This is a genomic window from Streptomyces sp. NPDC003036 (assembly GCF_040611175.1).
Classification (GTDB): Bacteria; Actinomycetota; Actinomycetes; order Streptomycetales; family Streptomycetaceae; genus Streptomyces.
Genome location: NZ_JBEXNO010000027.1, coordinates 40159 through 64262 on the forward strand (window position 1 = coordinate 40159; position 24104 = coordinate 64262).

Annotated in this window: 27 protein-coding genes; 19 read left to right on the plus strand and 8 right to left on the minus strand. The window is 71.0% G+C overall.

Features of this window, described 5'->3' with window-relative positions:
- Window positions 1-144: 144 nt before the first annotated feature.
- On the plus strand, window positions 145-1233 hold the full coding sequence (locus ABZX67_RS20765) for a dipeptidase (protein WP_355362213.1): 1089 nt from the start codon (window positions 145-147) through the stop codon (window positions 1231-1233).
- A gap of 13 nt (window positions 1234-1246) precedes the next feature.
- Here ABZX67_RS20765 and ABZX67_RS20770 read toward each other — a convergent pair whose 3' ends face one another.
- From ABZX67_RS20770 to ABZX67_RS20780, 3 genes are all read right to left on the minus strand, one after another.
- Complete coding sequence (locus ABZX67_RS20770; protein WP_355362215.1) at window positions 1247-1621, minus strand: VOC family protein; 375 nt, start codon at window positions 1619-1621, stop codon at window positions 1247-1249.
- Window positions 1622-1716: 95 nt separating this feature from the next.
- Entirely contained in the window at window positions 1717-2013 is a 297-nt protein-coding gene (locus ABZX67_RS20775) for a hypothetical protein (RefSeq protein WP_355362217.1), read from the minus strand.
- A gap of 117 nt (window positions 2014-2130) precedes the next feature.
- Window positions 2131-3474, minus strand: a complete 1344-nt coding sequence (locus ABZX67_RS20780) for a UDP-glucose/GDP-mannose dehydrogenase family protein (protein WP_355362219.1) — start codon at window positions 3472-3474, stop codon at window positions 2131-2133.
- Window positions 3475-3653: 179 nt separating this feature from the next.
- Here ABZX67_RS20780 and ABZX67_RS20785 point away from each other — a divergent pair, with 179 nt between their 5' ends.
- The 8 genes from ABZX67_RS20785 to ABZX67_RS20820 all read left to right on the plus strand — a co-directional run bounded on the left by ABZX67_RS20785 (window position 3654) and on the right by ABZX67_RS20820 (window position 10653).
- Window positions 3654-4811, plus strand: a complete 1158-nt coding sequence (locus tag ABZX67_RS20785) for an acyl-CoA dehydrogenase family protein (protein ID WP_355362221.1) — start codon at window positions 3654-3656, stop codon at window positions 4809-4811.
- A gap of 123 nt (window positions 4812-4934) precedes the next feature.
- Window positions 4935-5498: a GNAT family protein gene (locus ABZX67_RS20790; RefSeq protein ID WP_355362223.1), complete on the plus strand. Its 564-nt coding sequence runs from the start codon at window positions 4935-4937 to the stop codon at window positions 5496-5498.
- A 4-nt stretch (window positions 5499-5502) separates the two neighbouring features.
- A complete protein-coding gene (locus ABZX67_RS20795) occupies window positions 5503-5967 on the plus strand; it encodes a hypothetical protein (RefSeq protein ID WP_355362225.1) in 465 nt (154 codons plus the stop codon).
- A 54-nt stretch (window positions 5968-6021) separates the two neighbouring features.
- Window positions 6022-6342 (plus strand): multidrug efflux SMR transporter, encoded by a 321-nt coding sequence (locus tag ABZX67_RS20800; protein ID WP_355362227.1) that lies wholly within the window; start codon window positions 6022-6024, stop codon window positions 6340-6342.
- Entirely contained in the window at window positions 6342-6926 is a 585-nt protein-coding gene (locus ABZX67_RS20805; RefSeq protein ID WP_355362229.1) for a TetR family transcriptional regulator, read from the plus strand. The genes ABZX67_RS20800 and ABZX67_RS20805 overlap by 1 nt, the downstream gene beginning before the upstream one ends.
- A gap of 1170 nt (window positions 6927-8096) precedes the next feature.
- The gene (locus ABZX67_RS20810) at window positions 8097-8831 is read left to right on the plus strand and encodes an ATP-binding cassette domain-containing protein (RefSeq protein ID WP_355362231.1); all 735 of its coding nucleotides are present in this window, start codon (window positions 8097-8099) and stop codon (window positions 8829-8831) included.
- A complete protein-coding gene (locus ABZX67_RS20815; RefSeq protein ID WP_355362233.1) occupies window positions 8828-9805 on the plus strand; it encodes a hypothetical protein in 978 nt (325 codons plus the stop codon). The genes ABZX67_RS20810 and ABZX67_RS20815 overlap by 4 nt, the downstream gene beginning before the upstream one ends.
- Window positions 9802-10653, plus strand: a complete 852-nt coding sequence (locus ABZX67_RS20820) for a hypothetical protein (protein ID WP_355362235.1) — start codon at window positions 9802-9804, stop codon at window positions 10651-10653. The genes ABZX67_RS20815 and ABZX67_RS20820 overlap by 4 nt, the downstream gene beginning before the upstream one ends.
- Window positions 10654-10768: 115 nt before the next feature.
- Here ABZX67_RS20820 and ABZX67_RS20825 read toward each other — a convergent pair whose 3' ends face one another.
- The 3 genes from ABZX67_RS20825 to ABZX67_RS20835 all read right to left on the minus strand — a co-directional run bounded on the left by ABZX67_RS20825 (window position 10769) and on the right by ABZX67_RS20835 (window position 13304).
- Entirely contained in the window at window positions 10769-11560 is a 792-nt protein-coding gene (locus ABZX67_RS20825; protein WP_355362237.1) for an ABC transporter permease, read from the minus strand.
- Window positions 11557-12555 carry an ATP-binding cassette domain-containing protein gene (locus ABZX67_RS20830; protein ID WP_355362239.1) on the minus strand — a complete coding sequence of 333 codons (999 nt, stop codon included), beginning with the start codon at window positions 12553-12555 and terminating at the stop codon, window positions 11557-11559. The genes ABZX67_RS20825 and ABZX67_RS20830 overlap by 4 nt, the downstream gene beginning before the upstream one ends.
- A gap of 74 nt (window positions 12556-12629) precedes the next feature.
- Window positions 12630-13304, minus strand: a complete 675-nt coding sequence (locus ABZX67_RS20835) for a DUF4097 family beta strand repeat-containing protein (RefSeq protein WP_355362241.1) — start codon at window positions 13302-13304, stop codon at window positions 12630-12632.
- A gap of 228 nt (window positions 13305-13532) precedes the next feature.
- Between ABZX67_RS20835 and ABZX67_RS20840 the strand changes: the two genes are divergently transcribed.
- From ABZX67_RS20840 to ABZX67_RS20875, 8 genes are all read left to right on the plus strand, one after another.
- Window positions 13533-14276 carry a helix-turn-helix domain-containing protein gene (locus ABZX67_RS20840; protein ID WP_355362243.1) on the plus strand — a complete coding sequence of 248 codons (744 nt, stop codon included), beginning with the start codon at window positions 13533-13535 and terminating at the stop codon, window positions 14274-14276.
- A 358-nt stretch (window positions 14277-14634) separates the two neighbouring features.
- Window positions 14635-14925, plus strand: coding sequence for a hypothetical protein (locus ABZX67_RS20845; RefSeq protein WP_355362245.1), 291 nt, complete (start codon window positions 14635-14637; stop codon window positions 14923-14925).
- A gap of 4 nt (window positions 14926-14929) precedes the next feature.
- Window positions 14930-15286, plus strand: coding sequence for a hypothetical protein (locus ABZX67_RS20850; RefSeq protein ID WP_355362247.1), 357 nt, complete (start codon window positions 14930-14932; stop codon window positions 15284-15286).
- Window positions 15287-15463: 177 nt separating this feature from the next.
- Window positions 15464-15757 (plus strand): lactococcin 972 family bacteriocin, encoded by a 294-nt coding sequence (locus tag ABZX67_RS20855; RefSeq protein WP_355362249.1) that lies wholly within the window; start codon window positions 15464-15466, stop codon window positions 15755-15757.
- 122 nt (window positions 15758-15879) lie between these two features.
- Window positions 15880-18042 (plus strand): hypothetical protein, encoded by a 2163-nt coding sequence (locus tag ABZX67_RS20860; RefSeq protein WP_355362251.1) that lies wholly within the window; start codon window positions 15880-15882, stop codon window positions 18040-18042.
- Window positions 18043-18097: 55 nt separating this feature from the next.
- Window positions 18098-18775 carry an ATP-binding cassette domain-containing protein gene (locus ABZX67_RS20865; RefSeq protein ID WP_355362253.1) on the plus strand — a complete coding sequence of 226 codons (678 nt, stop codon included), beginning with the start codon at window positions 18098-18100 and terminating at the stop codon, window positions 18773-18775.
- A complete protein-coding gene (locus tag ABZX67_RS20870; protein ID WP_355362255.1) occupies window positions 18772-20235 on the plus strand; it encodes a hypothetical protein in 1464 nt (487 codons plus the stop codon). Before ABZX67_RS20865 ends, ABZX67_RS20870 begins: the two co-directional genes overlap by 4 nt.
- A 99-nt stretch (window positions 20236-20334) precedes the next feature.
- Complete coding sequence (locus ABZX67_RS20875) at window positions 20335-21201, plus strand: GNAT family N-acetyltransferase (protein WP_355362257.1); 867 nt, start codon at window positions 20335-20337, stop codon at window positions 21199-21201.
- Window positions 21202-21315: 114 nt separating this feature from the next.
- Here ABZX67_RS20875 and ABZX67_RS20880 read toward each other — a convergent pair whose 3' ends face one another.
- Both ABZX67_RS20880 and ABZX67_RS20885 read right to left on the minus strand, forming a co-directional pair.
- Window positions 21316-22176, minus strand: a complete 861-nt coding sequence (locus ABZX67_RS20880; RefSeq protein ID WP_355362259.1) for a helix-turn-helix domain-containing protein — start codon at window positions 22174-22176, stop codon at window positions 21316-21318.
- A gap of 278 nt (window positions 22177-22454) precedes the next feature.
- On the minus strand, window positions 22455-22895 hold the full coding sequence (locus ABZX67_RS20885; protein ID WP_355362261.1) for an ATP-binding protein: 441 nt from the start codon (window positions 22893-22895) through the stop codon (window positions 22455-22457).
- A gap of 145 nt (window positions 22896-23040) precedes the next feature.
- On the opposite strand from ABZX67_RS20885, the gene ABZX67_RS20890 reads away from it, so the two are divergent.
- Together ABZX67_RS20890 and ABZX67_RS20895 are read left to right on the plus strand one after the other, a co-directional pair.
- Window positions 23041-23889, plus strand: a complete 849-nt coding sequence (locus ABZX67_RS20890) for a helix-turn-helix transcriptional regulator (RefSeq protein ID WP_355362263.1) — start codon at window positions 23041-23043, stop codon at window positions 23887-23889.
- On the plus strand, window positions 23886-24092 hold the full coding sequence (locus ABZX67_RS20895; protein WP_355362265.1) for a DUF397 domain-containing protein: 207 nt from the start codon (window positions 23886-23888) through the stop codon (window positions 24090-24092). The genes ABZX67_RS20890 and ABZX67_RS20895 overlap by 4 nt, the downstream gene beginning before the upstream one ends.
- The last annotated feature ends 12 nt before the right edge of the window (window positions 24093-24104 follow it).

Sequence of the window (24104 nt, forward strand, 5' to 3'; positions counted from 1 at the left end):
CGCCCCCCGAGGGCCGTATGCCCCCCGAGCCCGGGCACGGGGGGCATACACCCGAACGCAGTACACCGCCGCGACCCCCGGCTCCCCCCGTGCCACCGTGGCCCTATGGCTCGCAACGCCGTTCACGGAGCCGGAGCCCCCGTCATGGCAGACCTGCAGGACCTTCCCTACGTCGCCCCGGCCACGGCCGGTGCACCCGACGGCACGACGGGCGGTGTCACCGCCGCCGAAGCCCCCACGCCCGCTGAGACCGACCTCGCGCGGGCCCGGATCCTGCTCGCCGCGCAGCTTGTCGTGGACGGGCACAACACCCTCGCCCAGGAGCTCGACCGCACGCACCACCACGCCCTCCAGCACGGTGAGGCCGCGCTCGACACCGACATACCCCGCATCCGGGCAGGCGGCGTCGGCGCCCAGTTCTGGTCGCTGCACGTGCCCCGCTCGTACGCGGCGGACCGCCTAATCGGCGGCACCCTGGACCTGATCGACGCCGTACGGACCCTCATCGAGTCCTGCCCGGAAGCCCTCCGCCTCGCCCTCACCGCCGCCGAGATGGCCGCCGCCCGCGACTGCGGACGCATCGCCTCGCTCCTCGGCCCCGTCTCCGGCGCCGCCCTCGGCGACTCGCTCGGCACGCTGCGCGCGTACCACGCCCTCGGCGTACGCAGCGCGGGTGTCGCGGGCGCCCGCTGGGCCGCCGGGCCCGACGGCCTGACGCCCTTCGGGCAGGACGTCGTCCGGGAGATGAACCACCTCGGGGTGCTCGTCGACCTGTCCGGCGCCTCCACCGACACGATGCGCCACGTCCTCGACGTCACCAAAGCGCCGGTGATCCTCTCCCACTCGGCCGCGTACGCCCTCACCCCGCACCCGGCGAACGTCACCGACGACGTCCTGCGCCGCCTGCGCGCCAACGGCGGCGTGTGCATGGTGAGCTTCGCGCCCGACCAGGTCGCCCGGCTCCGCGAGGCCCCGGCCACGCTGCGGGACGTCGTCGACCACCTGGAGCACGTCCGCGAGGTCGCCGGGCCGGAGTGCCTGGGGCTCGCGGGCTCGTACGGCATGGCGACCCACGCCCCGCACACCATCGGCCTGGAAGACGCCTCCTGTTACCCGAACCTCATTGCCGAGCTCCTGCACCGCGACTGGCCCGAGACCGACATCGCCGCGCTGACCTGGGGCAACGCGGCGCGCGTCGTCCGGGAGGCGGAGGCGGTGGCGCGGGGCGCCTGACTACGGACACCCCCTAGGCGCGGCAGAGGCAGAACGGATGCCCGGCCGGGTCCGCGTACACCCGCCAGGCGCGCTCGCGGTCGTCGGCGTCCAGCGCCTTCGCGCCGAGGGCGAGCACCCGCTCCTCGGCCGCGTCGAGGTCCTGGACGTCGAGGTCGAGGTGGAACTGCTGGGAGTTGCGGTCGGCCCGGGGCCACTCGGGCGGCTGGAGCCCGGGTGCCCCCTGGAAGGCGAGCCGCTTCCCGTCGGGCAGGCGCAGCTCCACCCACGTGTCCTGCTCGCCCGGGTCGATGGTGATCTCGCCGCCGAGGACCGCGGCGTAGAACTCGGCGAGCCGTCGCGGTGCGGGGCAGTCGATCGCGGTCAGGGCGAGCGTGGCGAAGCCCATGGACGTCCTCCTTGGCGGATCAGCGGGCACGGACACGCGCGTACCCGGCCCGCGGGAGCTGGGCCGGGAGCCGGCGGACTGTCGGGACGGCGACGTCAGGCGCCGAGGAACTGCTGCACGCCTGTGCGGACGTCGTCGGCGTTCATCACGGGGAACACCGTGATCTTCGCGTTGAACTCCATGAACAGCGGCTCGCAGATGACCGGCAGCTGAGAAGGTTCCTCCAGGTCGAAGACGAGGAACGCGGTGCGCATCCCGTCCAGCGCCCCGAAGTACGCGGCTTCCGGCTGCAGCCGTTGCATAAGAGGTCCGAGGACCTCGTCCAGCCTGTTGGCCTTGATCGCAGCGCTGCCCTTCTCCGTGTCCATCTGGCACATCAGCATGGTGCGCATGAGCCGCCTCTTCCGGGTCGAAGTCACTTCCACTCGGACCCAGTGTTCGCGGCCGCGCGGTGCGCCGCATGCAGTCGGACCCCATCCGGGTGGCGGCGCCCGGGCACCCCGATGCCCCTACGCGCGCGGGCGGCCCATCGCCCGGTACGTCCACCCCGCCTCGCGCCACCGGACCGGGTCCAGCGCGTTGCGGCCGTCCAGGATGAGGCGGCTGTTGACGACCTCGCCCAGCTCGCGCGGGTCGAGCTCGCGGAACTCGCGCCACTCCGTCAGGTGCAGCACCACGTCCGCGCCGTGCACGGCCTCCAGCGCGCTGTCCGCGTACGCCAGCGTCGGGAAGACGCGCCGCGCGTTGTCCATGCCCTTGGGGTCGTAGACCGTGACCTGGCCGCCCTGGAGGTGGATCTGCCCGGCGACGTTGAGCGCGGGCGAGTCCCGGACGTCGTCCGAGTCCGGCTTGAACGCCGCGCCCAGCACCGCGACCCGCTTGCCGAGGAAGGTCCCGTCGCCGAGCGCCTCGCGCGCCATGCCGACCATCTGGCCGCGCCGCCGCATGTTGATGGAGTCGATCTCGCGCAGGAAGGTCAGGGCCTGGTTGGCGCCCAGCTCGCCGGCGCGCGCCATGAAGGCGCGGATGTCCTTCGGCAGGCAGCCGCCGCCGAAGCCGATGCCGGCGCGCAGGAACTTCGCGCCGATGCGCTCGTCGTAGCCGATGGCCTCCGCCAGCTTGGCGACATCGCCGCCCGCGGCCTCGCACACCTCCGCCATGGCGTTGATGAAGGAGATCTTGGTCGCCAGGAAGGAGTTCGCGGCGGTCTTCACCAGCTCCGCCGTCGGGAAGTCGGTCACCACGAAGGGCGAGCCTTCCTCCACCGGAGTGGCGTACACCTCGCGCAGCAGCTTCTCGGCCGCCGCGCTCTCCACGCCGACCACGATCCGGTCCGGGTGCAGCGTGTCCTGCACGGCGAAGCCCTCGCGCAGGAACTCCGGGTTCCACGCCAGCTCCGCGTCCGCGCCCACCGGCGCCCGCTCGGCGAGCAGCCGGGCCAGCCGCTCCGCGCTGCCGACCGGCACGGTCGACTTGCCGACGACCAGCGTCGGGCGCTTGAGGTGCGGGGCGAGGGAGCCGAAGGCGGCGTCGACGTACCGCATGTCACACGCGTACTCGCCGTGCTTCTGCGGAGTGTTCACGCACACGAAGTGGACGTCGCCGAAGGCGCCGACCTCCTCCCAGGAGGTGGTGAAGCGCAGCCGCCCGGTCGAGCCCTCGATCCCGGCGACGTGCTTGCGCAGCAGCTCCTCGAGCCCCGGCTCGTACATCGGGACGCGGCCGGCGGCCAGCATCTCGATCTTCTCGGGTACGACGTCGAGGCCCAGCACCTCGAACCCCAGCTCCGCCATGGCCGCCGCATGGGTGGCGCCGAGGTATCCGGTGCCGATCACAGTGATCTTGAGGGCCATGCGGTTCTCCATTGACGAGCGGGAGGCGGTGCGCGCCCGAGCATAGCCGCGCCCCGCCCCGGGCACGTTTTCGCCGGAGCCGCGCTGTCAGCAAGGTCACCTATGCCATTCCGGTTCCGGCGCACTAAAATTCGGGTTACTTAACGGTAGTTAGCACACGCCCAGGGGAGTGAGTGATCGTGGCGGGAACGCCTGATTTCGACCTGTACCGCCCGTCCGAGGAGCACGACATGCTCCGGGACACCGTCCGCTCGCTCGCCGAGGCCAAGATCACGCCGTTCGCCGCCGCGGTGGACGAGGAGGCCCGCTTCCCGCAGGAGGCGCACGACGCCCTCGTCGCCGCCGACCTGCACGCGGTGCACGTCCCCGAGTCGTACGGCGGCGCGGGCGCCGACGCGCTCGCGACCGTGATCGTCATCGAGGAGGTCGCGCGCGCCTGCGCCTCGTCCTCCCTGATCCCGGCCGTGAACAAGCTCGGCTCTCTCCCGGTGATCCTCTCCGGCTCGGAGGAGCTGAAGAAGAAGTACCTGGGCCCGCTCGCCAAGGGCGAGGGCATGTTCTCGTACTGCCTCAGCGAGCCGGACGCGGGCTCGGACGCCGCGGGCATGAAGACCCGTGCCGTCCGCGACGGCGACTTCTGGGTCCTCAACGGCGTCAAGCGCTGGATCACCAACGCGGGCGTCTCCGAGTACTACACGGTCATGGCCGTCACCGACCCTTCGATGCGTTCCAAGGGCATCAGCGCCTTCGTCGTCGAGAAGTCCGACGAGGGCGTCTCCTTCGGCGCCCCGGAGAAGAAGCTCGGCATCAAGGGCTCCCCGACCCGCGAGGTCTACCTCGACAACGTCCGCATCCCCGCCGACCGCATGATCGGCGAGGAGGGCACCGGCTTCGCCACCGCGATGAAGACGCTGGACCACACCCGCATCACCATCGCGGCCCAGGCGCTCGGCATCGCGCAGGGCGCGCTGGACTACGCCAAGGGGTACGTCCAGGAGCGCAAGCAGTTCGGCAAGCCGATCGCCGACTTCCAGGGCATCCAGTTCATGCTCGCCGACATGGCCATGAAGATCTCCGCCGCCCGCGCCCTCACCTACCAGGCCGCCGCCGCCTCCGAGCGCGGCGACGCCGACCTCACCTACCTCGGCGCCGCGGCCAAGTGCTTCGCCTCCGACATCGCGATGGAGGTCACCACGGACGCGGTCCAGCTGCTGGGCGGCTACGGCTACACCCGTGACTACCCGGTGGAGCGGATGATGCGCGACGCCAAGATCACCCAGATCTACGAGGGCACGAACCAGGTCCAGCGCATCGTGATGGCGCGCAACCTGCCGTAAGCCCCCCGGCGGGCCCTCTCCGGCTCGGCCCCGCACCCGGCGCACCGCAGCGTGCGCCGGGGCGGGGCCGCTCCACTTCACGGGGGGATGGACGCCGCGCCCGCCCCGTGATCATCTGGCGGAATGATCTCTGGAACGACCTCCGGAACGACCTCCTTCTGGACCGGCGAGCGGATACGCCTGCGCGGTATCGAGCCCGACGACTGGCGCGCGTTCATGCGCTTCGCCACGGACGAGGAGCGCCTGGGCGACCTGCTGGGCCCGCCCCGCTCCACCGAGAGCCACCGCGTCTGGGCGCGGGAGCGGGCCGCCGTCCCGCCCGACGGCGACTGCTTCCAGCTGGTGATCGAAGCCACCGGCTCGGGGGAGGCGGTCGGCGCCGTCGGCACGAACCACGCCGACCCGCGAGCGGGCCGTTTCGAGTACGGCGTCACCATCGCCGCCGAGCACCGGGGCAAGGGCTACGCCTCGGAGGCGGTGGCACTGCTGCTGCGGTTCATGTTCGCCGAGCGGCGCTACCACAAGTGCGAGGCGCGGATCTTCGCGCACAACGAGGCCTCCCTCGCGCTGCACCGCCGCCTCGGCTTCGTGGAGGAGGGCCGCCTCCGCGACCACGTCTTCCTCGACGGCCGGCACCACGACCTGGTGCTGATGGGCCTGCTCGCCGGGGAGTTCGCGGGGCGTTAGGACGATGAGCGAGACGAGAGCGATCTCTGCCGCGGTACGCATGCTGGAAGCCATCCGGCAGCTCACCCCACTGACCCGCGAGGGCGTGGCGGCCTTGTTCGCCGCGCAGGGCTGGGACGGCTCCGGGGCCTCCTGGGACAAGGACGGCACCGGAGGCTGGGTCCACCCCTACAACGGCGGTGTGCGCGTCGAGTTCACCCTCTGGATGCGGGAGCCCGACGAGGACACCGGCTACTTCGACGACGTGGAAGCCGCCTACGCGGCGGGCGAGCGGGCCCTGGCCGCCTTCCTGCCCCGGCTGGAGTCGTCGGCGCTGGCGCGGCACCTGCGGCCGGCCGGGAGTACGGAAGAGGACGCGGACGAGTTCGTCGCCCACAAGAGGTGGTCCCTGGGCGGCCGCACGCTGGTGGCCGGCGTCGTGCAGGAGGACACGGACCTGCCGGTGCGGGTCGTCCTCGCCTTGGAGTAGCAGGCCCTCCACTGTTGTGTACGCCTGTACGCAACGATGCGTACACTCGTACACATGGGATACGGACTGCTGGCCGCGGCCATCGCCGCGGAGGTCGCCGGGACGACCGCCATGAAGTACAGCGAGGGGTTCAGCAGGCTGTGGCCCTCGCTGGGCGCGGTGGCCGGGTATCTGGTCGCCTTCGCGCTGCTCGCGCAGACCCTCAAGGTGATCCAGGTCGGCACGGCGTACGCGATCTGGGCCGGAGTGGGCACCGCGGCCGTCGCCGCGATCGGCATGTTCTTCCTCGGGGAGTCCACCGGCCTGGCCAAGCTCGCCGGGATCGCCTTCGTGATCATCGGCGTCGTCTTGCTCAACCTCGGCGGGGCGCACTGATGGCGGCGGCGACGACACGGCGGTACGACCCCGAGCGGCGCCAGCGGATCATCGACGCCGCGATCCGGGTGGTGGGCCGCGCCGGCATCGCCGGCCTGAGCCACCGCACCGTCGCCGCCGAGGCGGACGTACCGCTCGGCTCGACGACGTACCACTTCAAGACCCTCGACGACCTGCTCGTGGCGGCCCTCCGGCAGGCCAACGAGGGCTTCGCCAAGGTCGTACGCGAACACGGCGACGCCCTCACCGACCCCGGCCGCGACCTCGCCGCCGAGCTGGCCCGGCTGACCGGCGCGTGGCTGGGCGGCGACCGCACCGGTGTGGAGCTTGAGTACGAGCTCTACCTCGCCGCCCTGCGCCGCCCCGCACTGCGTGCCGTCGCCGCCGAGTGGGGCGAACAGGTCACCGAGCTCCTCACCCGACGCACCGACCCGCGCACGGCACGCGCCGTGATCGCGCTGCTCGACGGCATCTGCCTGCACGTGCTGCTGATGGGCGGCGCGTACGACGAGGAGTACGCGCGCGACGCCCTCGCCCGCATCCTCGGCACAGGCGCCGGCCCCGCTGCCGATAGCGCCGAGTAGCGCGTACGCGTCACTATGTGAGGGCCTACTTCCAAGTGCTTGAGCCGTGGCGTCTGTCCCACCAACCCCGCCGCCGTCGAAGCTCTAGTTGACGTCGAGTGCGACGAGCTGCGCCGACGGATCCGGGCAGATCGTGCCGTGTGGCTGGAGAGCGGGTTTTTCGAGCTGCTTGAGGGGTATGCGCCCCGTAGAGGCCAGCGGTGACCGGGGGCCCGCTCTGTGGCGGCGGCTGGCACATACCGGACTCTGGTGGCGACCCGGGTCACTTGACCATCGTCCTCGTCCCCATCCCAGCCGGGCGAGGAGTGGGAGGGTTTGGCTGAATCCCTCTACGGACTGCGCACCTTCTACCGTAGAGCGGCGGAGCGCGGCTGCGACGTGGTCAAGCACTTTGCAAATGATGGCCCAACGGCCTTCCGAGGCTGGGGAGGGCGGCTCCAGAGCGCTGTCGGACGAGCGGGACTGCAGGCGCGGGGACGATGCGCACCAGCGCCTCTGGGGCTGTCCGCTCTAGCGATTTCTGCCTTCGCAGCGGCCACCGTATGGGAAAAGGTTCACATCCGTAACTGTTGCGCTCAAGCTTCCAGCGGATCCAAAGGCGCGGCGGATACCGCGCACAGCCCTGAGCAGGGGCGATGCATTTCGGTCAACATCAGGCCGTGAGGTTGCAGGAGAGTTGGCCATTGATGATGATCAATCGGCTTTTGCAACCTACCCTGGAAGGGTCACTCTCAGTGATAGTCGCGATGCGGCGAGCGGCTACGGCTCTGGCTGCGGCCGCTCTTATTCCCCTCGCAGGTGCTACCAATGCCAGCGCCGTTACCGACTCCTTCGGCTGGACTGCCTCGGCGTTTAGTAAGGGGAGCGAATCCCGTCGCTGGGATTCGGCGGGTGGTAACACCCAGGATCAGTACTCGTGCACCAGAACGCAGGGTTCCAGAGGTGGATACGTCGAGTACAAGTTGTTTAAGGCCGTCGACTGGGCGCCGGACCCCTACATGGGCATTACCACCTTTGAGTGCTCTCTGACCGACCAGCGTCACTCGTGGCCTAAGCAATCCGCTGGCACGTTCTACTGGCAGCTGGGAGAAGTGCCCCGGGACTGCCTTACCGGCGGTGGATATTGCCCCATGGACATGACCGGGCGAACCTACTACACACGCTGACAGGATGACGCACATTCAACCACCGGCTCTTGCCCTGGTTCGGGCTTCCCGGACCTACGGCGCGCACCGGGCCGTGTCCGAGGTGACACTCCACGTCGGGGCGGGAGAGGTGGTGGGTCTTCTCGGTGCCAACGGCGCCGGGAAGACCACCCTCATGCGCATGGCGTGCGGCCTGATCCGCCCCAGCTCCGGAACCGTCGAGGTCTTCGGCAAGAAGCCCCCGCTCACCCTCACCGACGCCCGCAACGTCGGCGCGGCCCTCGACACCCCCGCCTTCTACCCCTGGATGACCGGCCCCGCGCAGCTGCGCAGCCTGCTGCACTCGTCCGGTGTCCCGGACCGGGGGCAGGTCGACCGCGCTCTGGAACGCGTGGGCCTCGACGACCAGCGGCGCAAACGCATCCGTGCCTACTCGCAGGGCATGCGCCACCGCCTGGCCCTGGCCGCCGCCCTGCTGCGGCAGCCGCGGCTGCTCGTCCTCGACGAGCCCACGAACGCCCTCGACCCGCACGCCATCGCCCAAGTGCGCGCCATCATCCGCGAGGAGCAGCAGCGCGGAACCGCCATCCTCATCTCCAGCCACCAGCTGGACGAGGTCCAGCGCCTGTGCCAGCGGGTCGTGGTCCTCGACCGCGGACGCGTCGCGGCGCAGGGCACCGTCGAGGACATCGGCCTGGACGGGGCTACTTCGCTGGCCGAGTGGTTCTTCAACGTCAGCGGACACGAGGGGTCGTGGTGACGTTCTGGCATGCGGCCGCCGAATGGCACAAGTCGTTCTGGCGCCCGGTGACCCTGTTCCTGGTCGCCGTCATTGCGGCGGGGTGCGTCACGACCACCTTTTACGCCCAGATGTGGTGGTCGGGCACACTGCAAACCGCCCGGAGCAACGCCGAGTACAGCGAGAGCGGTGCGAGTCTCGCTGCGTGCAAGCAGCTCAATCCCACACCCGAGGGCCGGGACATCTGCGAGCGGACTGCTCCGCTGCAGAGGGCCAACGACCGTGAACAGCTGGCCTTGGCGGAGACCCACACGCCCAAGGCCGCCGCCGCCCAGACGCTTCCGGGTGCCTTCGGGTGGGCGGCCCAGGCCCTCGGGACAGCCCCCGGGCTGGTCCTGATGCTGACGCTCGCCGCCGTACACACGGCAGGCGAATGGCGGCGGCGTACGGCGACGGGGCTTCTGCTGGCCGATCCCGACGTACGCCGTCACATCGCGGCCAAGACGCTCGCAGTCTGGTCGACGGTAGTCGCGACCCTGGTCGCCTCGGGCCTGAGCGTCTACGTCTTCGCGCTGCTGAAGGGCCGCAGGAGCTATCCGCTGCACGAGCTGTACCTGCCCCGAGGTGCGGCGTGGGCCGACGCCGCGAGCATGGTGGCCGGGGCTCTGACCATCGCCGCGGTGTGGTCGCTGGCCGCCGTGTCTCTTGCCGTGGCAACGCGAAGCCGGGCCCGGACGCTCGTGTACGGCGGAGCGCTGCTGCTCGCGCTCACGTGGAGTTCCGCGCTGCCCGTCTGGTCGTGGCTGCCGGGCGGAGTCCTCGCCGAAGCCATGGACGTCTCGTCCGCGTGGGTGATGTGGAACGCGTGGTGGCCCGACCCGTCCCCTGACGCGGGGGCGCCGTTCGCGGTGCGAGCGGTGTTGGTGTCGGTTGCGGCCGGCCTCGCGTGCTGGTGGCTGGTCCGGCGCGCTCGTACCCGGGCGGAGGCGCTGTGACGGGGCGTGGGCGCGGGGGTGGGCGCGGCCTGGCCTGGCGGGCGGAGCTGACCAAAGCGCTGTCCCCGACCGTCGTCGTCACCATGGCCGTCGCGCTCGCGGTCGCCATGGCGATGGAATGGTACGGCTACCGCGAGGCCTACTCCCGCTTCCGTGACAGCGATCCCGTCACGGCACCGGGTACGGTCGCGGGGGCGCTGTGGGCGGCGTCGCAGCAGTCGGGCACCCTCCTCGGGCTCGTGGTCATCGCGGCGTTGGCCGCCGCCCTGTACGCCACGGAGTCCGAATCCGGCACGTGGCCCCTCCTTCTGGTGGCGCGCCCGGGGCTTGTTCGGCTCCTCGCGCGGAAGCTCCTGTGCGCGCTGGCGGTGAGCATCGCGTTCACCGCGGCTGTCGCCCTCGCTCTCTTCGTATCCGCGTATGCCGCGGAGGCGGCGGCAGGGGATACGGGCGCCCTCGCCGGGCGGGCGAGTTGGGATCCGCAGAGCCGGATCACGTGGGGTGACGCGGTCGAGGGCTTCGCACGGTCCCTCGTCGTCCAGGCCGTGTTCGCGGTGGTCGCGTTCGCCATGGCCGCCGTGACGCGTGACACGGTGATGACCTTCGCCGCCACCCTCGCTCCCGTCCTGGTCGCGGCACCCCTCGTCGGCATAGCGGGCCTCACGGCGTTCCACCCGCAGGCCTGGGCCGCCACCTGGCTGCACCTGTCGGACGAGGCCCAGTACAGCCTGTACCTCTGGACGAGGGAGCCCGCCTCGACCGCGACCCCAGGACTGTGGGGCCTGCTCGGGCTGGCCGCGGCCTACGCCCTGGCACTCGCCTACTGCAGCCGCCCGCAACGCCTCTGACGCCCCCACACACGCCAACAGGGCGGCGTACGCCGACACTCGCGTCGGTGTACGCCGCCCTCGGTACCGGGTGGTGGGACGAGCTGCGGGCCGGGGGCCCGCGGGGGCACCGGGGTTACCTCGGGTCCTGCTGGAACTTCGAGGTCGACCAGACGTAGCCGAGTACCGCGAGGCCCAGGCACCACCCCACCGCGAGCCATCCGTTGTGGCCGATCTCGGTGCCGAGCAGCAGGCCGCGCAGGGTCTCGATGGCGGGCGTGAAGGGCTGGTACGCGGCGATCGGCTGGAACCAGCCGGGCATCGCGTCGAGCGGTACGAAGGCGCTGGAGAGCAGCGGCAGCAGGATCAGGGGCAGCGCGTTGTTGCTGGCCGCCTCGGCGTTGGGGCTGATGAGGCCCATGCCGACGGCGATCCAGGTGAGCGCCAGGGCGAAGAGCACGAGGAGTCCGAAGGCCGCCAGCCACTCCAGGGCGGTGGCGTCGGTGGAGCGGAAGCCGATGGCCACGCCGACGGCGCCGACGAGGACCACGCTGACGATCGCCTGCAGCACGCTGCCGATGACGTGCCCGACGAGCACCGAAGCGCGGTGGATCGCCATCGTGCGGAAGCGGGCGATGATGCCCTCGGTCATGTCGTTGGAGACGGAGACCGCGGTGCCGACCACCGTGCTGCCGATGGTCATCAGCAGCAGCCCCGGGACGATGTACGCCACGTACTGGGAGCGGTCCGGAACGCCGCCGCCTATGCCCGCGCTCATCGTGTCGCCGAAGACGTAGACGAAGAGCAGCAGCAGCATGATCGGCGTGAGCAGCAGGTTCAGCGTGAGGGACGGGTAGCGCCGGGCGTGCAGGAGGTTGCGGCGCAGCATCGTGGAGGAATCGCGTACGGCGAGGGCGAAGGAGCTCATCGGACAGCCTCCTTGGGCTGGTGCGGCTGGTGCGGCTGGTGCGGCTGGAGGGACTGCTGAGGGGAGACGCCGCCGCCCGTCAGGGCGAAGAAGACGTCGTCGAGGTCGGGGGTGTGCACGGTCAGCTCGTCCGCCTCGATGGCGGCCGAGTCCAGCCGGTCGAGGAGGGAGCGCAGCGCGCGCTGGCTGCCGTCGCTCGGGATCTGCAGGGCGAGGGCCTCGTCGTCCGGGGCCGCCCCGCGCAGTGCGGAGGCGGCGCTCCGGTACGCGGCCGGGTCGGTGAAGCGGAGCCGGACGTGTCCGCCGGGGACGAGCCGCTTCAGCTCCTCGGCGGTGCCCTCGGCGGCGATCCCGCCGTCGTTGAGCACGGCGATCCGGTCGGCGAGTTCGTCGGCCTCCTCCAGGTACTGGGTGGTGAGGAAGACGGTGACGCCGCCCGTGACCAGCTCGCGGATGATCTGCCACATGTTGTGCCGGGAGCGGGGGTCGAGGCCGGTGGTCGGCTCGTCGAGGAAGATGATCCGCGGGTCGCCGACCAGGGTCATGGCGATGTCGAGGCGGCGCTTCATGCCGCCGGAGTAGGTGGAGGCGGGCTTCTTCGCCGCCGGGGTGAGGTCGAAGCGCTCCAGCAGCTCGGCGGCGACCCGGCGGCCCTCCCGCCGGGAGAGGTGGTGCAGGTCCGCCATGAGGAGCATGTTCTCCTCACCGGTGATCAGGCCGTCGACGGCGGAGAACTGCCCGGTGACGCCGATCGCCGCGCGCACGGCCTGCGGGTCGGCCGCGAGGTCGTGGCCGCCGACGCGGACCGCGCCGGAGCCGGCGTCCGCCGTGATGAGCGTGGAGAGGATCTTCACGGCGGTGGTCTTGCCGGCGCCGTTCGGACCGAGCAGGGAGAAGATCGTTCCTTCGGGTACGGACAGGTCGACACCGTCGAGGACGACCTTGTCGCCGTAGGACTTGCGCAGCCCGTGCGCCGCGATGGCCAGGTTGGTCATGGTGGGGTGCTCCTTCTCTAAGAACTCTGCGAACTCTGCGAACTCTGCGATCTGCGAGCTCTGTGAGCCGCGGCTCAGATGCTGCGGGCGGCGATGTCGCCGTATGCGGTGGTCGCGTGGATGCTCAGGGGCGCGTCGTCGCCGCCGTCGGTGTTCTTCAGCGCGTTGTGGATGCGGCCGTACCCGGTGCCGGCGTCCAGGGCGGCGGAGACTCCCCGGGCGGCGCCGACCGCGATGTCGCCGTGCTCGGTGCGGAGCGTGACCTCGCCGCGTACGGCCTCGGTGATGCGGAGGTCGCCCTTCTGGGTGCGGATCTCCGCGGCGGCGCCCAGGCGGCCGACCGTGATGTCGCCGGCCTGGAGGACGAGGCGGGCGCCCGCGGTCTCGTCGAGCTTGACCGTGCCGTGCGCGGCCTCGAAGGTGACGTCCCCGAGCCGCCCGACGCCGCGGAGTTCGGCGCTGGCCGCCTGCACCTCGACGCGGGAGCCGGCGGGCAGCTGGACCGTCACCTCGACGGACCCGGAGGAGCCGAACAGCTGGTTCTTCGCCTCCGGGGCCTCGATCCGCAGGACGCCGTCGCCGTACGAGACCCGGGTCTGCTCCGCGGCCTTCACGTCGCGGCTCTTGGAGGTGTCCACGGGCAGGACCTCGACGGTGGTGTCGGCCCGGTCGGCCGCGATGAACCGGATGTGCCCGGCCGGGATGTCCAGGACGGCGGAGACCGGGGCGGGGGTGGTGAACGTCTGCATCGTGCGCTCCTTGGTGTCGCTGCGTTGTTTCCGATGAGAGAAACGCTACGTTGCATTCGAGGAACCGGCAACGAGAGCGTTGCGACGAAACAGCAAAAGCGCAGGCCAGAGCGGGGAAATCGTTGCAACGATTGAGAAAGTAACGCAACGTCATACCCACTGCACGTTGCAATGGGCTGGAAGTGAACGCTATGCTGGAGACCTCAAGGACCACACAAGGAGGCCGCGATGCCGGGAGGCAGGCTCACCGAGCAGGAACGCCAGCAGATCGCGCTGGGGCTGGCCGACGGCCTCGCGTACGCGGAGATCGCCAGGCGCCTCGACCGCCCGACGTCGACCATCACGCGCGAGGTCATGCGTAACGGCGGCCCCACCGCCTACCGCGCCGACCTCGCCCACCGCGCCACCGAACGCCGCGCGCACCGCCGCAGGCCGGCCGCCCCCCGAGGGGCAGGGGCGCCCGAGCAGAGCCCCGGGCGGGACATCGACGCCGTGCGCGAGTACGAGGAGGGGTTCACCACGCTCCTCATGCAGCAGGGCGTACCGAAGATGATGGCCCGGGTGCTGACCTGCCTGTTCACCACTGACGCCGGAAGCCTCACCGCGTCCGAACTGGTCCAGCACCTCCAGGTCAGCCCGGCGTCCATCTCCAAGTCGGTCGCGTTCCTCGAGGCCCAGGGCCTCATCCGCAGGGAACGTGACGAGCGCCGCCGCGAGCGCTACTTCGTCGACGACGGGGTCTGGTACCAGTCGATGATCTCGGCCGCCCAGTCCAACGCGCAGCTCGCCGCGACGGCCCGGGAGGGCGTCGGCATCCTCGGGCCCGGCACCCCGGCGGCCGTCCGCCTGGAGAACGTCGCCCGCTTCCTCGACTTCGTCTCCGAGAGCATCCTCCGTGCCGCCGACCAGGCCCGCGACGTCCTCTACGCGAAGCCCCCGGCGGCCTCGGAGGGTGCGGAGAAGGCGCCTTAGCCACCCTGGCGGCCCCCGAACGTGATCACACGCATCCAGGACAGGGCGACAGGGCTACAGAACGACAAAACGCCCATGTTGTCGGTTCAAGGTTCCCTCCGCGCGCGGTGATCGTGTTCACGTCTTTCCGCCTGGCGGAAGATCGTCGGAGTGGCGTAAATTCGCCATGTCCACCCGGTCGGCTGACCTCCGAAGCGGGTGGCTCACGGGGGAAGGTGAGCGGCACGCGGATCGCCTCGGCCATACGGCCAGGACGCCATCCGGTGTTTCGCGGCGGTGGCGGGTGAATGCGAAGACGGCATCACCCGACCCGCCCACCCCCGGACATAGGACGTATCGATCCCTGGGGGACCACTCAATGCGCAAGTTGCGGGCCGTCGGCCCTCTCCTCACCACCGCTGTCGCGGCGGCGCTTCTCTCCGCCGGCATCGCCGCTCCCGCGGAGGCTGCGGGGCGCGGATGGCATGCGCACGTGCAGTGCACCAAGATGCGCATCTCGGACGACACCGCCCATGGCTTCGTACAGGGCCACGGCATCTCCGAGACGAAGCCGAACGCGTGGAAGGCCGCCATCAAGAACGCCAACGACCAGATGCCCACCGGCTACCGTGCGAAGCACTGCACGAAGAAGTCGATCAAGAGGGCGTGAGTCGATGAGGACGCGCACACTGACGTTCGGTCTGTACGCGGACGAGCAGGGGCTGGCATGGGTCAGGCGACTCGTCCAGGAGGCCGCGGCCTCCCGCAGCGCCCGGATCGTCCGGGAGACCGTCGCGCGCACGCTCCCCGGGAGCGAGCTGTCGACCGCTGACGTGTACGGCATGCTGGCGGAGCAGTGGGCCTGGGAGCACCCCGGCCAGAGCGGCGGCGCACGGGAACCGGTCGAGCTGCGCGTCCACGTGGTGTGCTCCCTGCGGACGTGGCGGGCGATCCGCAAGACGGTGATCAGGAACATGTGCCCTGAAGGCACGGCGCCCCACGTGTGCCGTGTCCCGTGGATCGCTGCCTGAACCGCAACCGCCCCGTTCACAGATTCAGCGACCGGCACACCACCGCACAACACACCACCACACCAACAGCCTGGTCACGTCCCACGAAGACGAACAGACCACCGGCTGTCGCTGCGCCGCGCCCTGAGACCGGTGCGTCGCCAGCTCCGTCATCCCACGCAGGAAAGTGAGTCAACCATGACCATACGAAACGGACTCAAGGCCGTCGCCGCCGCCGGTGTCATCGTCATGGCCGCCACCGCTCCGGCGCTGGCCAAGTCGGTCGACGTCAGCGGCGGTCGGTGGAGCTACGACGTCGGCGCCAACTACGCCTACTCGAACTTCTACCACAAGGTCAACTGGCACTCCTCCTCCGTCCACGGCAGGAGCTGGGCCTACAGCGGCTGCACCGAGAACAAGAAGTGGTCCAAGGCCTCGGTGGAGAAGTCGAGCATCCACCCCAACACCGCGCACTACGACGCCTCCTGCTGACGAGGCATCGGTCACCATCGCCCCGGTCGCGGGAGAACTCCTCTCCCGCGGCCGGTGCCGTGCATTCCCCGCCAACGTCCGACGAGACACGCGCTCCCCGAGCGCCCGGAACCAGGTAGCCGATGCTCCACCGAGGTATCAAGTTCGTCCACGCCGCCGTGTTGGCCGTCTCCGCGGTCATGGCCTTCCTCTTCGTACGCGGCCTGGACGAGGAGCTGGTGCTGGGCAATTCGGCCCAGGTCTGGGTCTTCGACTCCGATGACGCGGTGAGCGGCGCCGACATCGCCCGCGCGATCGCCTCCTTCTCGGACGACCACGGGGTCACGGTCGCCCGCGAGCTGCCCGACCTGAAGAACCCCGACCGCCTGCGGCACCTGTATCTGGCCCCCGGCGGCCCCGGGTCCGAGGCGGCGTCCTGGCTGGACGAGGGATACCCCCGGTTCGGCCGGCAGGTCGAGACGGACGTGCACCCGATCGCCGAGGTCGGACAGCGCGACCCGCGCGGCTACTACTACGTCTTCGGCCCGCCCGAGGCGGCGGGCGCACTGGCGGACGAGCTCTCCGAGCTCGGCCTCCGCGTGAGCGTGCAGCACCCTCTCGCACCCGCGAACCTGCCCCTCCTCTTCTCGGGCGGAGACCTCTTCGGCTCGTTCTGGGTGGTCGCTCTCGCCGCGGTGACGATGACGGGTGCGAGCGTGCTGCTCGGCGCGAGGGCCTACGGGGTGCTGCGCCTCCAGGGCAAGTCCTTCATGGACCTCCTCCTCCGGGACCTCCGACAGGTGGCGCTGTTCTGGTCGGTCGCGGCCGGTGTCGTGGCGGCGGCGGCGCTCGCCTTCCTCCACCTCTACAACGGCCTCGCCTGGCTGGGACTGTTCGCCGCCGTGACCGCGTGCCTCGCCGGCCTGCTCGTCCTGTTCGTCCTGGCCGCCCACGCGGCCGCGCTCGCCCTGACCTTCAGGGTCGACGTGCTGCGCGCCCTCAAGGGCCGGCTGCCCGCGCGGGCCGCGTTCGTCGGGACGTACCTGGTGCGTGTCCCGGCGTTGCTGCTCGCCCTCGGCGTCGCCATGGACGTGGCCCTGGCGGGCCAGCACGTGCTGGCGCGCCAGGAAAGCCAGGACACCTACGCCCGGGCGGGAGACGCCGTGACCCTCCGCCTCAACGGCAGCCTGGTGGGCGAGGAGAAGCGGATGATCACCCAGGTGGGCGGGTGGCTGCGCCGCGCCGACGCGGCGGGCCAGGTCATCGTCGCCGGGCGCCGGGACCTCCAGAGCGTTTCCTCCGACGCGCCCCTGCCGCAGGGCGAGATACTCGTCGTCAACGACGCCTTCCTCGCGGCACAGCCGGTCCTCGACCCGAAGGGACACCGGTACGCACCGGCGGAACCCCGGCCCACAGCGCAAGCCACGCACCCGCAAGCCGCGGAGCCCTGTACGACAGCCCGCCCGGCAGCCTGTGCGGTCCGGCTCATCGTCCCCGAGTCCCTCTCCGCCCACGCCCCCGCCCTCAGCGCGGCGGTCCCCGGCGTCTTCGGCCGCCTGGATCCGGACCTCCGCCGACGCCTCACGGTCGAGACGCTCCCGGCCAAGAGCGGCCAGCGCCTCTTCGGCTACAACTCCGGCCGCCTGAGCCCCAACACCGCCCACACCCCGGACGACGACCGGTCCCTGGTACGCGACCCGGTGCTCGTGGTGGTCCCCAACGGCTCGAAGATCCTCACCGACGACACCTACACCGCGTTCGCCACCCAGGACGGCATCGTCTTCCCCGACCCCGACGACGCCCTGAACGCGCTCGCGGTCGACAAGGACGACCTGCACACGTACGTGACGGCCGTGCGCCCGGTCCGGCACAGCGCCGCCCTGGCGCTGAGGGAGGCCGTCAACGACTTCCGGCTTCGGCTCTTCAACCTCGTCGCGGCCGTGGCCGTACTCCTCATCACCGGCGTCGGAGTCTGCGTCATCCACGCCCGCAAGCACGCCCAGGCCATCTTCGCGCAGCACATCAGCGGCTGGAGGTTCACCAGGATCCACCGCCAGGTCCTCGCCGTCGAGGCGCTCCTCGCGGTCTTCCTCGCCGCGTGGGTGCCCCTCCAGGTGTGGCAGCAGAACCAGGACCTCGCGGAGTTCACCTCCCAGGGCATCCCCGCACCCTTCCCGCCCGTCCGGATCACCGCCTTGGACACCGGTGTCATCGCCGGACTGGTCACCGCCGAGGTCTGCGCCGTGCTCCTCGCGCTTGCGGTGTTCCACCGGCGCGTCGTCAAGGAGGGGGTGGCCGGGACGTGAGCCCCGAGCCCGCACCGCTGTCGCCGTATCTTCTCCACCCCGCAGGAGCACTGTCGTGATCGATATCGTGAAGCTCTCGAAGTCCTTCGGCACCCGGACCCTGTGGTCCGACGTCACCGCCACCGTCAGCCGCGGCGAGATGCTCGCGCTCGTCGGTCCCAGCGGATCGGGGAAGTCCACCCTCCTCAACTGCCTCGGCCTCCTCGACAGGCCGACCTCGGGGGCGATCCGCCACGACGGCAAGGACATCACCCGGTTCGGCGGGCGCGAGACGCGCCTGTACCGTCGCGACGTTCTCGGTTACCTCTTCCAGAACTACGCCTTGATCGAGGAGTCGACCGTCGCCGCCAACCTGGAGATCGCCATCACCCCACAGCGGACCACCCGGGGCGATACCCGTGCCGTCATCGCCGACGCCCTCGACCGTGTCGGGCTGGCGGGGCGGGAGGCGGAGAGGATCCACCACCTCAGCGGCGGAGAGCAGCAGCGTGTGGCGCTCGCCCGGCTCATCGTCAAGCAACCGGCGCTCGTCCTGGCCGACGAACCCACCGGCGCCCTCGACCACGCCCACACCACAGCGGTCATGGACATCCTCCGCGAGATGAGCGAGGGCGGATGCGCCGTCGTCATCGCCACCCATAACGAGTACGTCCGCGACCGCTGCGACGCGGTCCTCACCGTCGGTGAGGACACCCCGATCACCGCAGCCACCACCACCCGAATACCTTCATGACCTCCCACATAGCCCCTGCCGACAGCAGCCGCCGCCGCCCGCCCCTCTGGGCCGTTCCCGTTCTGTGGACCCTCGCCCTCGGCGCCTGGGGGCTGTCCCGGCAGCACAGCGTGTGGCGGGACGAGGCCGCGACCTGGCAGGTGGCCCAGCGGTCCACCGGCGAGATCTGGCACATGCTGGGCCAGGTCGACGTCGTACACGGCCTGTACTACCTGCTGATGCACGGCCTCTTCGCCACCTTCGGCGCCGGCACCACGACCCTCCGGCTTCCCTCCGTGCTGGCCATGGCGGTGGCGGCGGGCTGCGTGACGGTCATCGGCCGCCGACTGGCCGGGCTTTGGGCGGGCCTCGGGGCGGGGCTGGCGCTCGGACTGCTGCCGGCCGTGCAGTTCTACCTCCAGGAGGGGCGCCCGTACGCGCTCGTCGCCGCCGGCGCCGGGATCGCGACGCTGCTGCTGGTGACGGCCCTGCAAGGGCGGGCCTCGGCGGCGCACTGGACGGCGTACGGCGGCACCGTCCTGCTGTGCGCGCTGCTGAACTGGCTCTCGCTGCTGATGCTGCCCGCCCACGCGGTGACCCTCGCCTGGACCCGGGCCGGGCGCGGCACCTGGGCGCGCTGGACGGCGGCCTCGTCGTTCGCCATGGCGGGGGCGCTGCCGCTGATCCTGTTCAGCCGGACCCAGTCGGGCCAGGTGTCCTGGATTCCGCCGCTGACCTGGCACATGCTGATCGGCCCGGCGGTCCTGCTCGCGATCGGCGCCCTCGGCGCCCTCGCGGACCGACCCTCCCACCCGGGCGGCCGCCTGTCGGTGGCGGCCGTCGGACTGCCGTTGCTTGCGGTGCCACAACTCGGCCTGATCGGCCTGTCCCTGTTCCAGCCGCTCTTCCTCGACCGGTACGTGCTCTTCAGCATGCTGGGGCTGGCGCTGCTGATCGGTACGGCGCTGGGCTCGGCCGTCCGCGCGCTCACGCCCCGGTTCCCGCGCGCGTCGTCGTGGCTCGTCCCGGTCGCGGTCACGGTGGCGGTGGTGGCGCTGCTGCCGCAGTCGCTGAGCAAGCGGTCCCCGGCCAGCCGCGTGGACGACGTCCTGGCGGTGTCGGCCGACGTGCGGCGGCTCAAGCACCCCGGAGACGCGGTGCTCTTCGTCCCGGCGGCCCGCCGCGACACCGCGCTCGTCTCCCCGGACGACTTCGCCGGCCTGAGCGACATAGCGCTGGCGGTGACCCCGGTCGCGTCCGGCACCCTGAAGGGCGAGGAGGCCAACCCGGCCCGGATACGCACCGCGATGCTGGCCCAGCACCGGATACTGCTGGTCACGGACGCGGCCAAGGTGGCCCGGCCGGTCTCGGCGGAACGCGACAAGGTGAAGACGGCCGTGCTGAAGGAGCACTTCCGGGCCGTGTCGGACGAGCAGGTCCGGGGACGCCGGGTGACGGTGTACGAGCGGCGCTCCGGCTAGGGCGTGCGTGTCCTGTCGATCTGACCGGCTGAGACCGGCTGAGACCGGCTGAGTAAAAGCAGGTGCGGCCGGTCGCCGCGATGGTGTGCGATGCGGGACATGACGATCGTTCTGAACGAGCCCGGCGTCGACGGGCTGACCGGGGCCGTGGACGCCCTCCGCGCATGGCAGGACGACCGCACGCCGCTGCAACTCCATCCGGGAGACCTCGGCTGGGCCTGGGCGCTGGGCGCGGAGAGGCTGGCCGCGGCCGTCCGCACCTGGAGCGTGGACGGACGGATCATTGCCGTCGGATACCTGGACGCCCCTGATCTGCTGCGCCTGACGACCGCACCGGACCTGCGACAGGACGGTGATCTGGCGCGCCAACTGCTGGCGGACCTCGATGATCCGGAGCGCGGGGTCCTGCCGCCCGGGAAGGTCGGCCTCGAAATCCCCAACGGCGCCCTGCTCCGCGAGGTCCTCTTGGAGGCGGGCTGGAATCTGGACGAGCCGTGGACGCCCCTGCGCCGCGACCTCGCCGAGCCGGTGACGGCCGCCGGCCTGCGGGTCGAGGTAGCCGGTCCGGAGACGGCGGGGGTGCGGACCGCGGTGCACCGCTCGGCGTTCGGCAGCCCGAGGTTCACCGAGGAGGTCTGGCACGTCCTCGCGGCCGGGCCGGTCTACGCCGACGCCCGCTGCCTGATCGGCTACGACGACCAGGACAACGCGGTGGCCGCGGCGACGGTCTGGTCGGCCGGGCCCGGCAAGCCCGGCTTGCTGGAGCCGGTGGGCGTGCACGCCGACCATCGCGGTCGCGGCTACGGGACGGCGATCAGCGTCGCCGCTGCGGCGGCGCTGCGTGAACTGGGTGCGTCAAGCGCGCTCGTCAGCACCCCGAGCTCGAACGTTGCCGCCGTCGCCGCCTACAGGGCAGCTGGATACGAGCCGTTGCCCGAACGGCTGGACGTCAGCCGAGCCGCCTGAAAATGATCGGGCGGCGGTATCGGGCAGGCCGCGTCGCTGCCCCTGGCTGCGGCCGCACGCCCTTTGAGCGACAGGACACGCCCTAGGCCGAGGGGTACCGGGGGAGGCCCCCGGTCAGGCCGCATTGGCGAAGCGCGTTCTGCACCCGGGGCAGTCGCCCCGCTCCGGGGAGCGGAAGGCGCGGTCGCAGGTGTCGCAGTTCTGGAGCGGGTCGGGGCGGTTGGGCCCCGGTGGCGCGGCGGGCAGCGGTGGCGGCAGCAGCGCCGTGAGCCGGTGGGCGAGGAGCCCGGCGGGCTGTTTCAGCTGCGCGGGCAGGTTGGCGGTCAGCGCCTGTCGTACGGCCTCGGGATCGGCATCCCGCTCCAACCAGGCGGCCACGGCGGGCGCCAGGCGCCGTACGTCCTGCTCGGCGAGCAACAGCCGGGGCTCGTGGCGCCGCAACCCGGCGAGGAGGTCGGTGGCCAGGCGGTGGCGCTCCAGGTCGTGGGCCTGGGGCTGAGGAAGCGGTGGCGGAGGAGCTTTTACGGGCGCGGGCTCGGGCTCCGGTTCGGGTTCCGGTTCCGGTTCCGGTACAGGCGGCACCGGCTCGGGCTCCTGGGGCGTCGGCACCGCACGCGGCTGGTTGTACGAGACCGTCCGCGTGACCAGCTTGCCGCTGGGCAGCCGCACCCGCGTGCGCTCCAGGTAGCCGAACTCCTCCAGCTCCCGCAGCGTCTCCGCGATCCGGGCTTCGCTGTCCGGGAAGCGTTCGGCCAGCGCCTTGATGCCGACCTTCGCCCCTTCGGGCAGCGACTGGATGTGAACCGCCAGCCCGATCGCGGCCATCGACATCTCGCGGTGCTGGGCGAGGTGGTTGCCTACGACGGTGAAGCGGCTGCGCTGCGCGGACTTCACGTGGGTCACCCCGGAGACGGTGACGCGCCCGGAAGCACGGGACGAGGCGCGCGAGGGCGCGCTAACCTGCAAAGTATCCATCGGGAAGTGCAGTTCCTTGGTGGTCAGGCCCTCGATCGGGATGCCAGTCCCGGCCGGGGGCCGTCATGTGTCTGGGGTTGTCGCGGCGAGCATATGCCCGCCAACCCGCCTTAAATCCAGCCGAATCCGGAAACCTCACCCGTGTGAGTGAGCCGGGGGCAGGGTGGGGTGGGGAGGGTTTTTCCCGGTCCTTATCGAGGGTCTTAAAAGCCTTTGCGTCGTGCGCCACCGCGTCGCGCTCCACCGGGTCGTGGAAAACCGCGACCCGGTGAAGTCCGTCACGGTACGAGGTCGAGCTCGGCCCAGACGGTCTTGCGCGGCACGGGCCCGAACATCACGCCCCACCGGTCCGCGAGGGCCTCCACGATCAAGAGCCCCCGCCCCGCCTCCGAGTCACTGGCCGGTACGGCGACGGCTCCAGGTCCGGGCGGCAGGCGATCACTCCGGGTGTCGGTGACCTCGATCCGCAGGCGCTTGCCGTCGTCCTCCACGGCCAGGTCCAACCGGAAGTCCCTGCCGGGCACGCGGCCGTGGACCGTGGCGTTGGCGGCGAGCTCGGCCACGATCTGCGCCGCCGTCTCCGACTCCATGCCCCAGGAGCCGAGTTGTGCCGAGGTGAGCAGCCGGGCGAGCCGGGCGCCCCGGCGGGTGGGGGAGAGCAGCACGGTGAACTGCCGTGCGGGAGTGGAACGTTCGGTTCGGGTGATTTTCAGAGTCACGTGACTCAGAGTGGTCGTTCCGCGCTTACGCTGAAAGAAGCGACGCCTGTACGGAGAGTGACTGTCCAGGGGGTGTACGGCCCTGTCCACCCGGTACGGCGTCGAGCGGCAGCACGGTACAGGCGCGGGCGAAGGCAGGTGTCGTATGACAGAGGGCGTGGAAGAGCCGGACCAGGACGTCGACCTGGAGGACGACGACTGGGGAGCGGTGATCGCGGTGGTGGGCCGCCAGATCAGGCTCTGGCGCGAAGCCGCGGGAATGCGCGCGGTGGACCTGGCCAAGGCGATCGGGTACAGCGAGAACCTGGTCTACAAGGTGGAGTCCGGCACGCGCATCCCCCAACCGGAGTTCCTGGACAAGGTGGACGAGGTCCTGGACGCGGGCGGCAGGTTGTCGGGGATGAAGAAGGACATCGCCGAGGCGAGGTACCCGAAGAAGGTCCGGGACCTGGCGAAGCTGGAGCGGAACGCCGTCGAGCTCGGCGCGTACGACAACCACAACCTGAACGGCCTCCTGCAGACCGAGGAGTACGCGCGTGCGCTGTACGAGATGCGACGGCCGTCCTTCACCCGTGACCAGGTCGACCGCTATGTGGCGGCGCGGATGTCGCGGCAGGACATCTTTGAGCGGCAGCCGTTGACCACGCTGACGTTCGTCCTGGAGGAGGCGACGATCAAGCGCCCGCTCGGGGGCAGGATGGTGGCGCGCCGCCAGCTCGAACGTCTGCTGGAGGTCGGCCAGTTGCGGAACGTCGAGATCCAAGTGATGCCGACCGAGCGGGAGGACCACGCCGGGATGGGAGGCCAGTTCCAACTGCTGATGTTCGACGACGGTACGGCGGTGGCACACTGGGAAGGCCAGCTGTCCAGCCGCCTGGTCTCGGACCCCAAGGAGGTCCGGATCGTCGAGCTGCGGTACGGAATCATTCGGGCTCAGGCTCTCAGCCCACGGGAGTCGTTGGCCTTCATCGAGAAAGCGCTGGGAGAGACATGACCCGCAAGACCTCGGGCGCAGAGGGCTCCGCCCTCGAGTGGTTCAAGAGCAGCTACAGCAGCAACGACGGCCCTGCGTGCGTCGAGGTGGCGGCCGCTCCCAGCACGGTCCACGTCCGGGACTCCAAGAACGTCCCGGGCCCGCAGCTCGGCTTCGCCCACGCCGCGTGGGCGGACTTCGTCACGTACGCGTCTGGGAGCTGACGCGCGAACCCG

Bases quoted from the DNA above. Each gene is read 5' to 3' on its own strand.
- ABZX67_RS20765 (WP_355362213.1), top strand. From the start codon at position 145: ATGGCAGACCTGCAGGACCTTCCCTACGTCGCCCCGGCCACGGCCGGT.
- ABZX67_RS20770 (WP_355362215.1), bottom strand. From the start codon at position 1,621: ATGGGCTTCGCCACGCTCGCCCTGACCGCGATCGACTGCCCCGCACCG.
- ABZX67_RS20775 (WP_355362217.1), bottom strand. From the start codon at position 2,013: ATGCGCACCATGCTGATGTGCCAGATGGACACGGAGAAGGGCAGCGCT.
- ABZX67_RS20780 (WP_355362219.1), bottom strand. From the start codon at position 3,474: ATGGCCCTCAAGATCACTGTGATCGGCACCGGATACCTCGGCGCCACC.
- ABZX67_RS20790 (WP_355362223.1), top strand. From the start codon at position 4,935: ATGATCTCTGGAACGACCTCCGGAACGACCTCCTTCTGGACCGGCGAG.
- ABZX67_RS20795 (WP_355362225.1), top strand. From the start codon at position 5,503: ATGAGCGAGACGAGAGCGATCTCTGCCGCGGTACGCATGCTGGAAGCC.
- ABZX67_RS20800 (WP_355362227.1), top strand. From the start codon at position 6,022: ATGGGATACGGACTGCTGGCCGCGGCCATCGCCGCGGAGGTCGCCGGG.
- ABZX67_RS20805 (WP_355362229.1), top strand. From the start codon at position 6,342: ATGGCGGCGGCGACGACACGGCGGTACGACCCCGAGCGGCGCCAGCGG.
- ABZX67_RS20810 (WP_355362231.1), top strand. From the start codon at position 8,097: ATGACGCACATTCAACCACCGGCTCTTGCCCTGGTTCGGGCTTCCCGG.
- ABZX67_RS20825 (WP_355362237.1), bottom strand. From the start codon at position 11,560: ATGAGCTCCTTCGCCCTCGCCGTACGCGATTCCTCCACGATGCTGCGC.
- ABZX67_RS20830 (WP_355362239.1), bottom strand. From the start codon at position 12,555: ATGACCAACCTGGCCATCGCGGCGCACGGGCTGCGCAAGTCCTACGGC.
- ABZX67_RS20835 (WP_355362241.1), bottom strand. From the start codon at position 13,304: ATGCAGACGTTCACCACCCCCGCCCCGGTCTCCGCCGTCCTGGACATC.
- ABZX67_RS20840 (WP_355362243.1), top strand. From the start codon at position 13,533: ATGCCGGGAGGCAGGCTCACCGAGCAGGAACGCCAGCAGATCGCGCTG.
- ABZX67_RS20845 (WP_355362245.1), top strand. From the start codon at position 14,635: ATGCGCAAGTTGCGGGCCGTCGGCCCTCTCCTCACCACCGCTGTCGCG.
- ABZX67_RS20850 (WP_355362247.1), top strand. From the start codon at position 14,930: ATGAGGACGCGCACACTGACGTTCGGTCTGTACGCGGACGAGCAGGGG.
- ABZX67_RS20855 (WP_355362249.1), top strand. From the start codon at position 15,464: ATGACCATACGAAACGGACTCAAGGCCGTCGCCGCCGCCGGTGTCATC.
- ABZX67_RS20860 (WP_355362251.1), top strand. From the start codon at position 15,880: ATGCTCCACCGAGGTATCAAGTTCGTCCACGCCGCCGTGTTGGCCGTC.
- ABZX67_RS20870 (WP_355362255.1), top strand. From the start codon at position 18,772: ATGACCTCCCACATAGCCCCTGCCGACAGCAGCCGCCGCCGCCCGCCC.
- ABZX67_RS20875 (WP_355362257.1), top strand. From the start codon at position 20,335: ATGACGATCGTTCTGAACGAGCCCGGCGTCGACGGGCTGACCGGGGCC.
- ABZX67_RS20880 (WP_355362259.1), bottom strand. From the start codon at position 22,176: ATGGATACTTTGCAGGTTAGCGCGCCCTCGCGCGCCTCGTCCCGTGCT.
- ABZX67_RS20890 (WP_355362263.1), top strand. From the start codon at position 23,041: ATGACAGAGGGCGTGGAAGAGCCGGACCAGGACGTCGACCTGGAGGAC.
- ABZX67_RS20895 (WP_355362265.1), top strand. From the start codon at position 23,886: ATGACCCGCAAGACCTCGGGCGCAGAGGGCTCCGCCCTCGAGTGGTTC.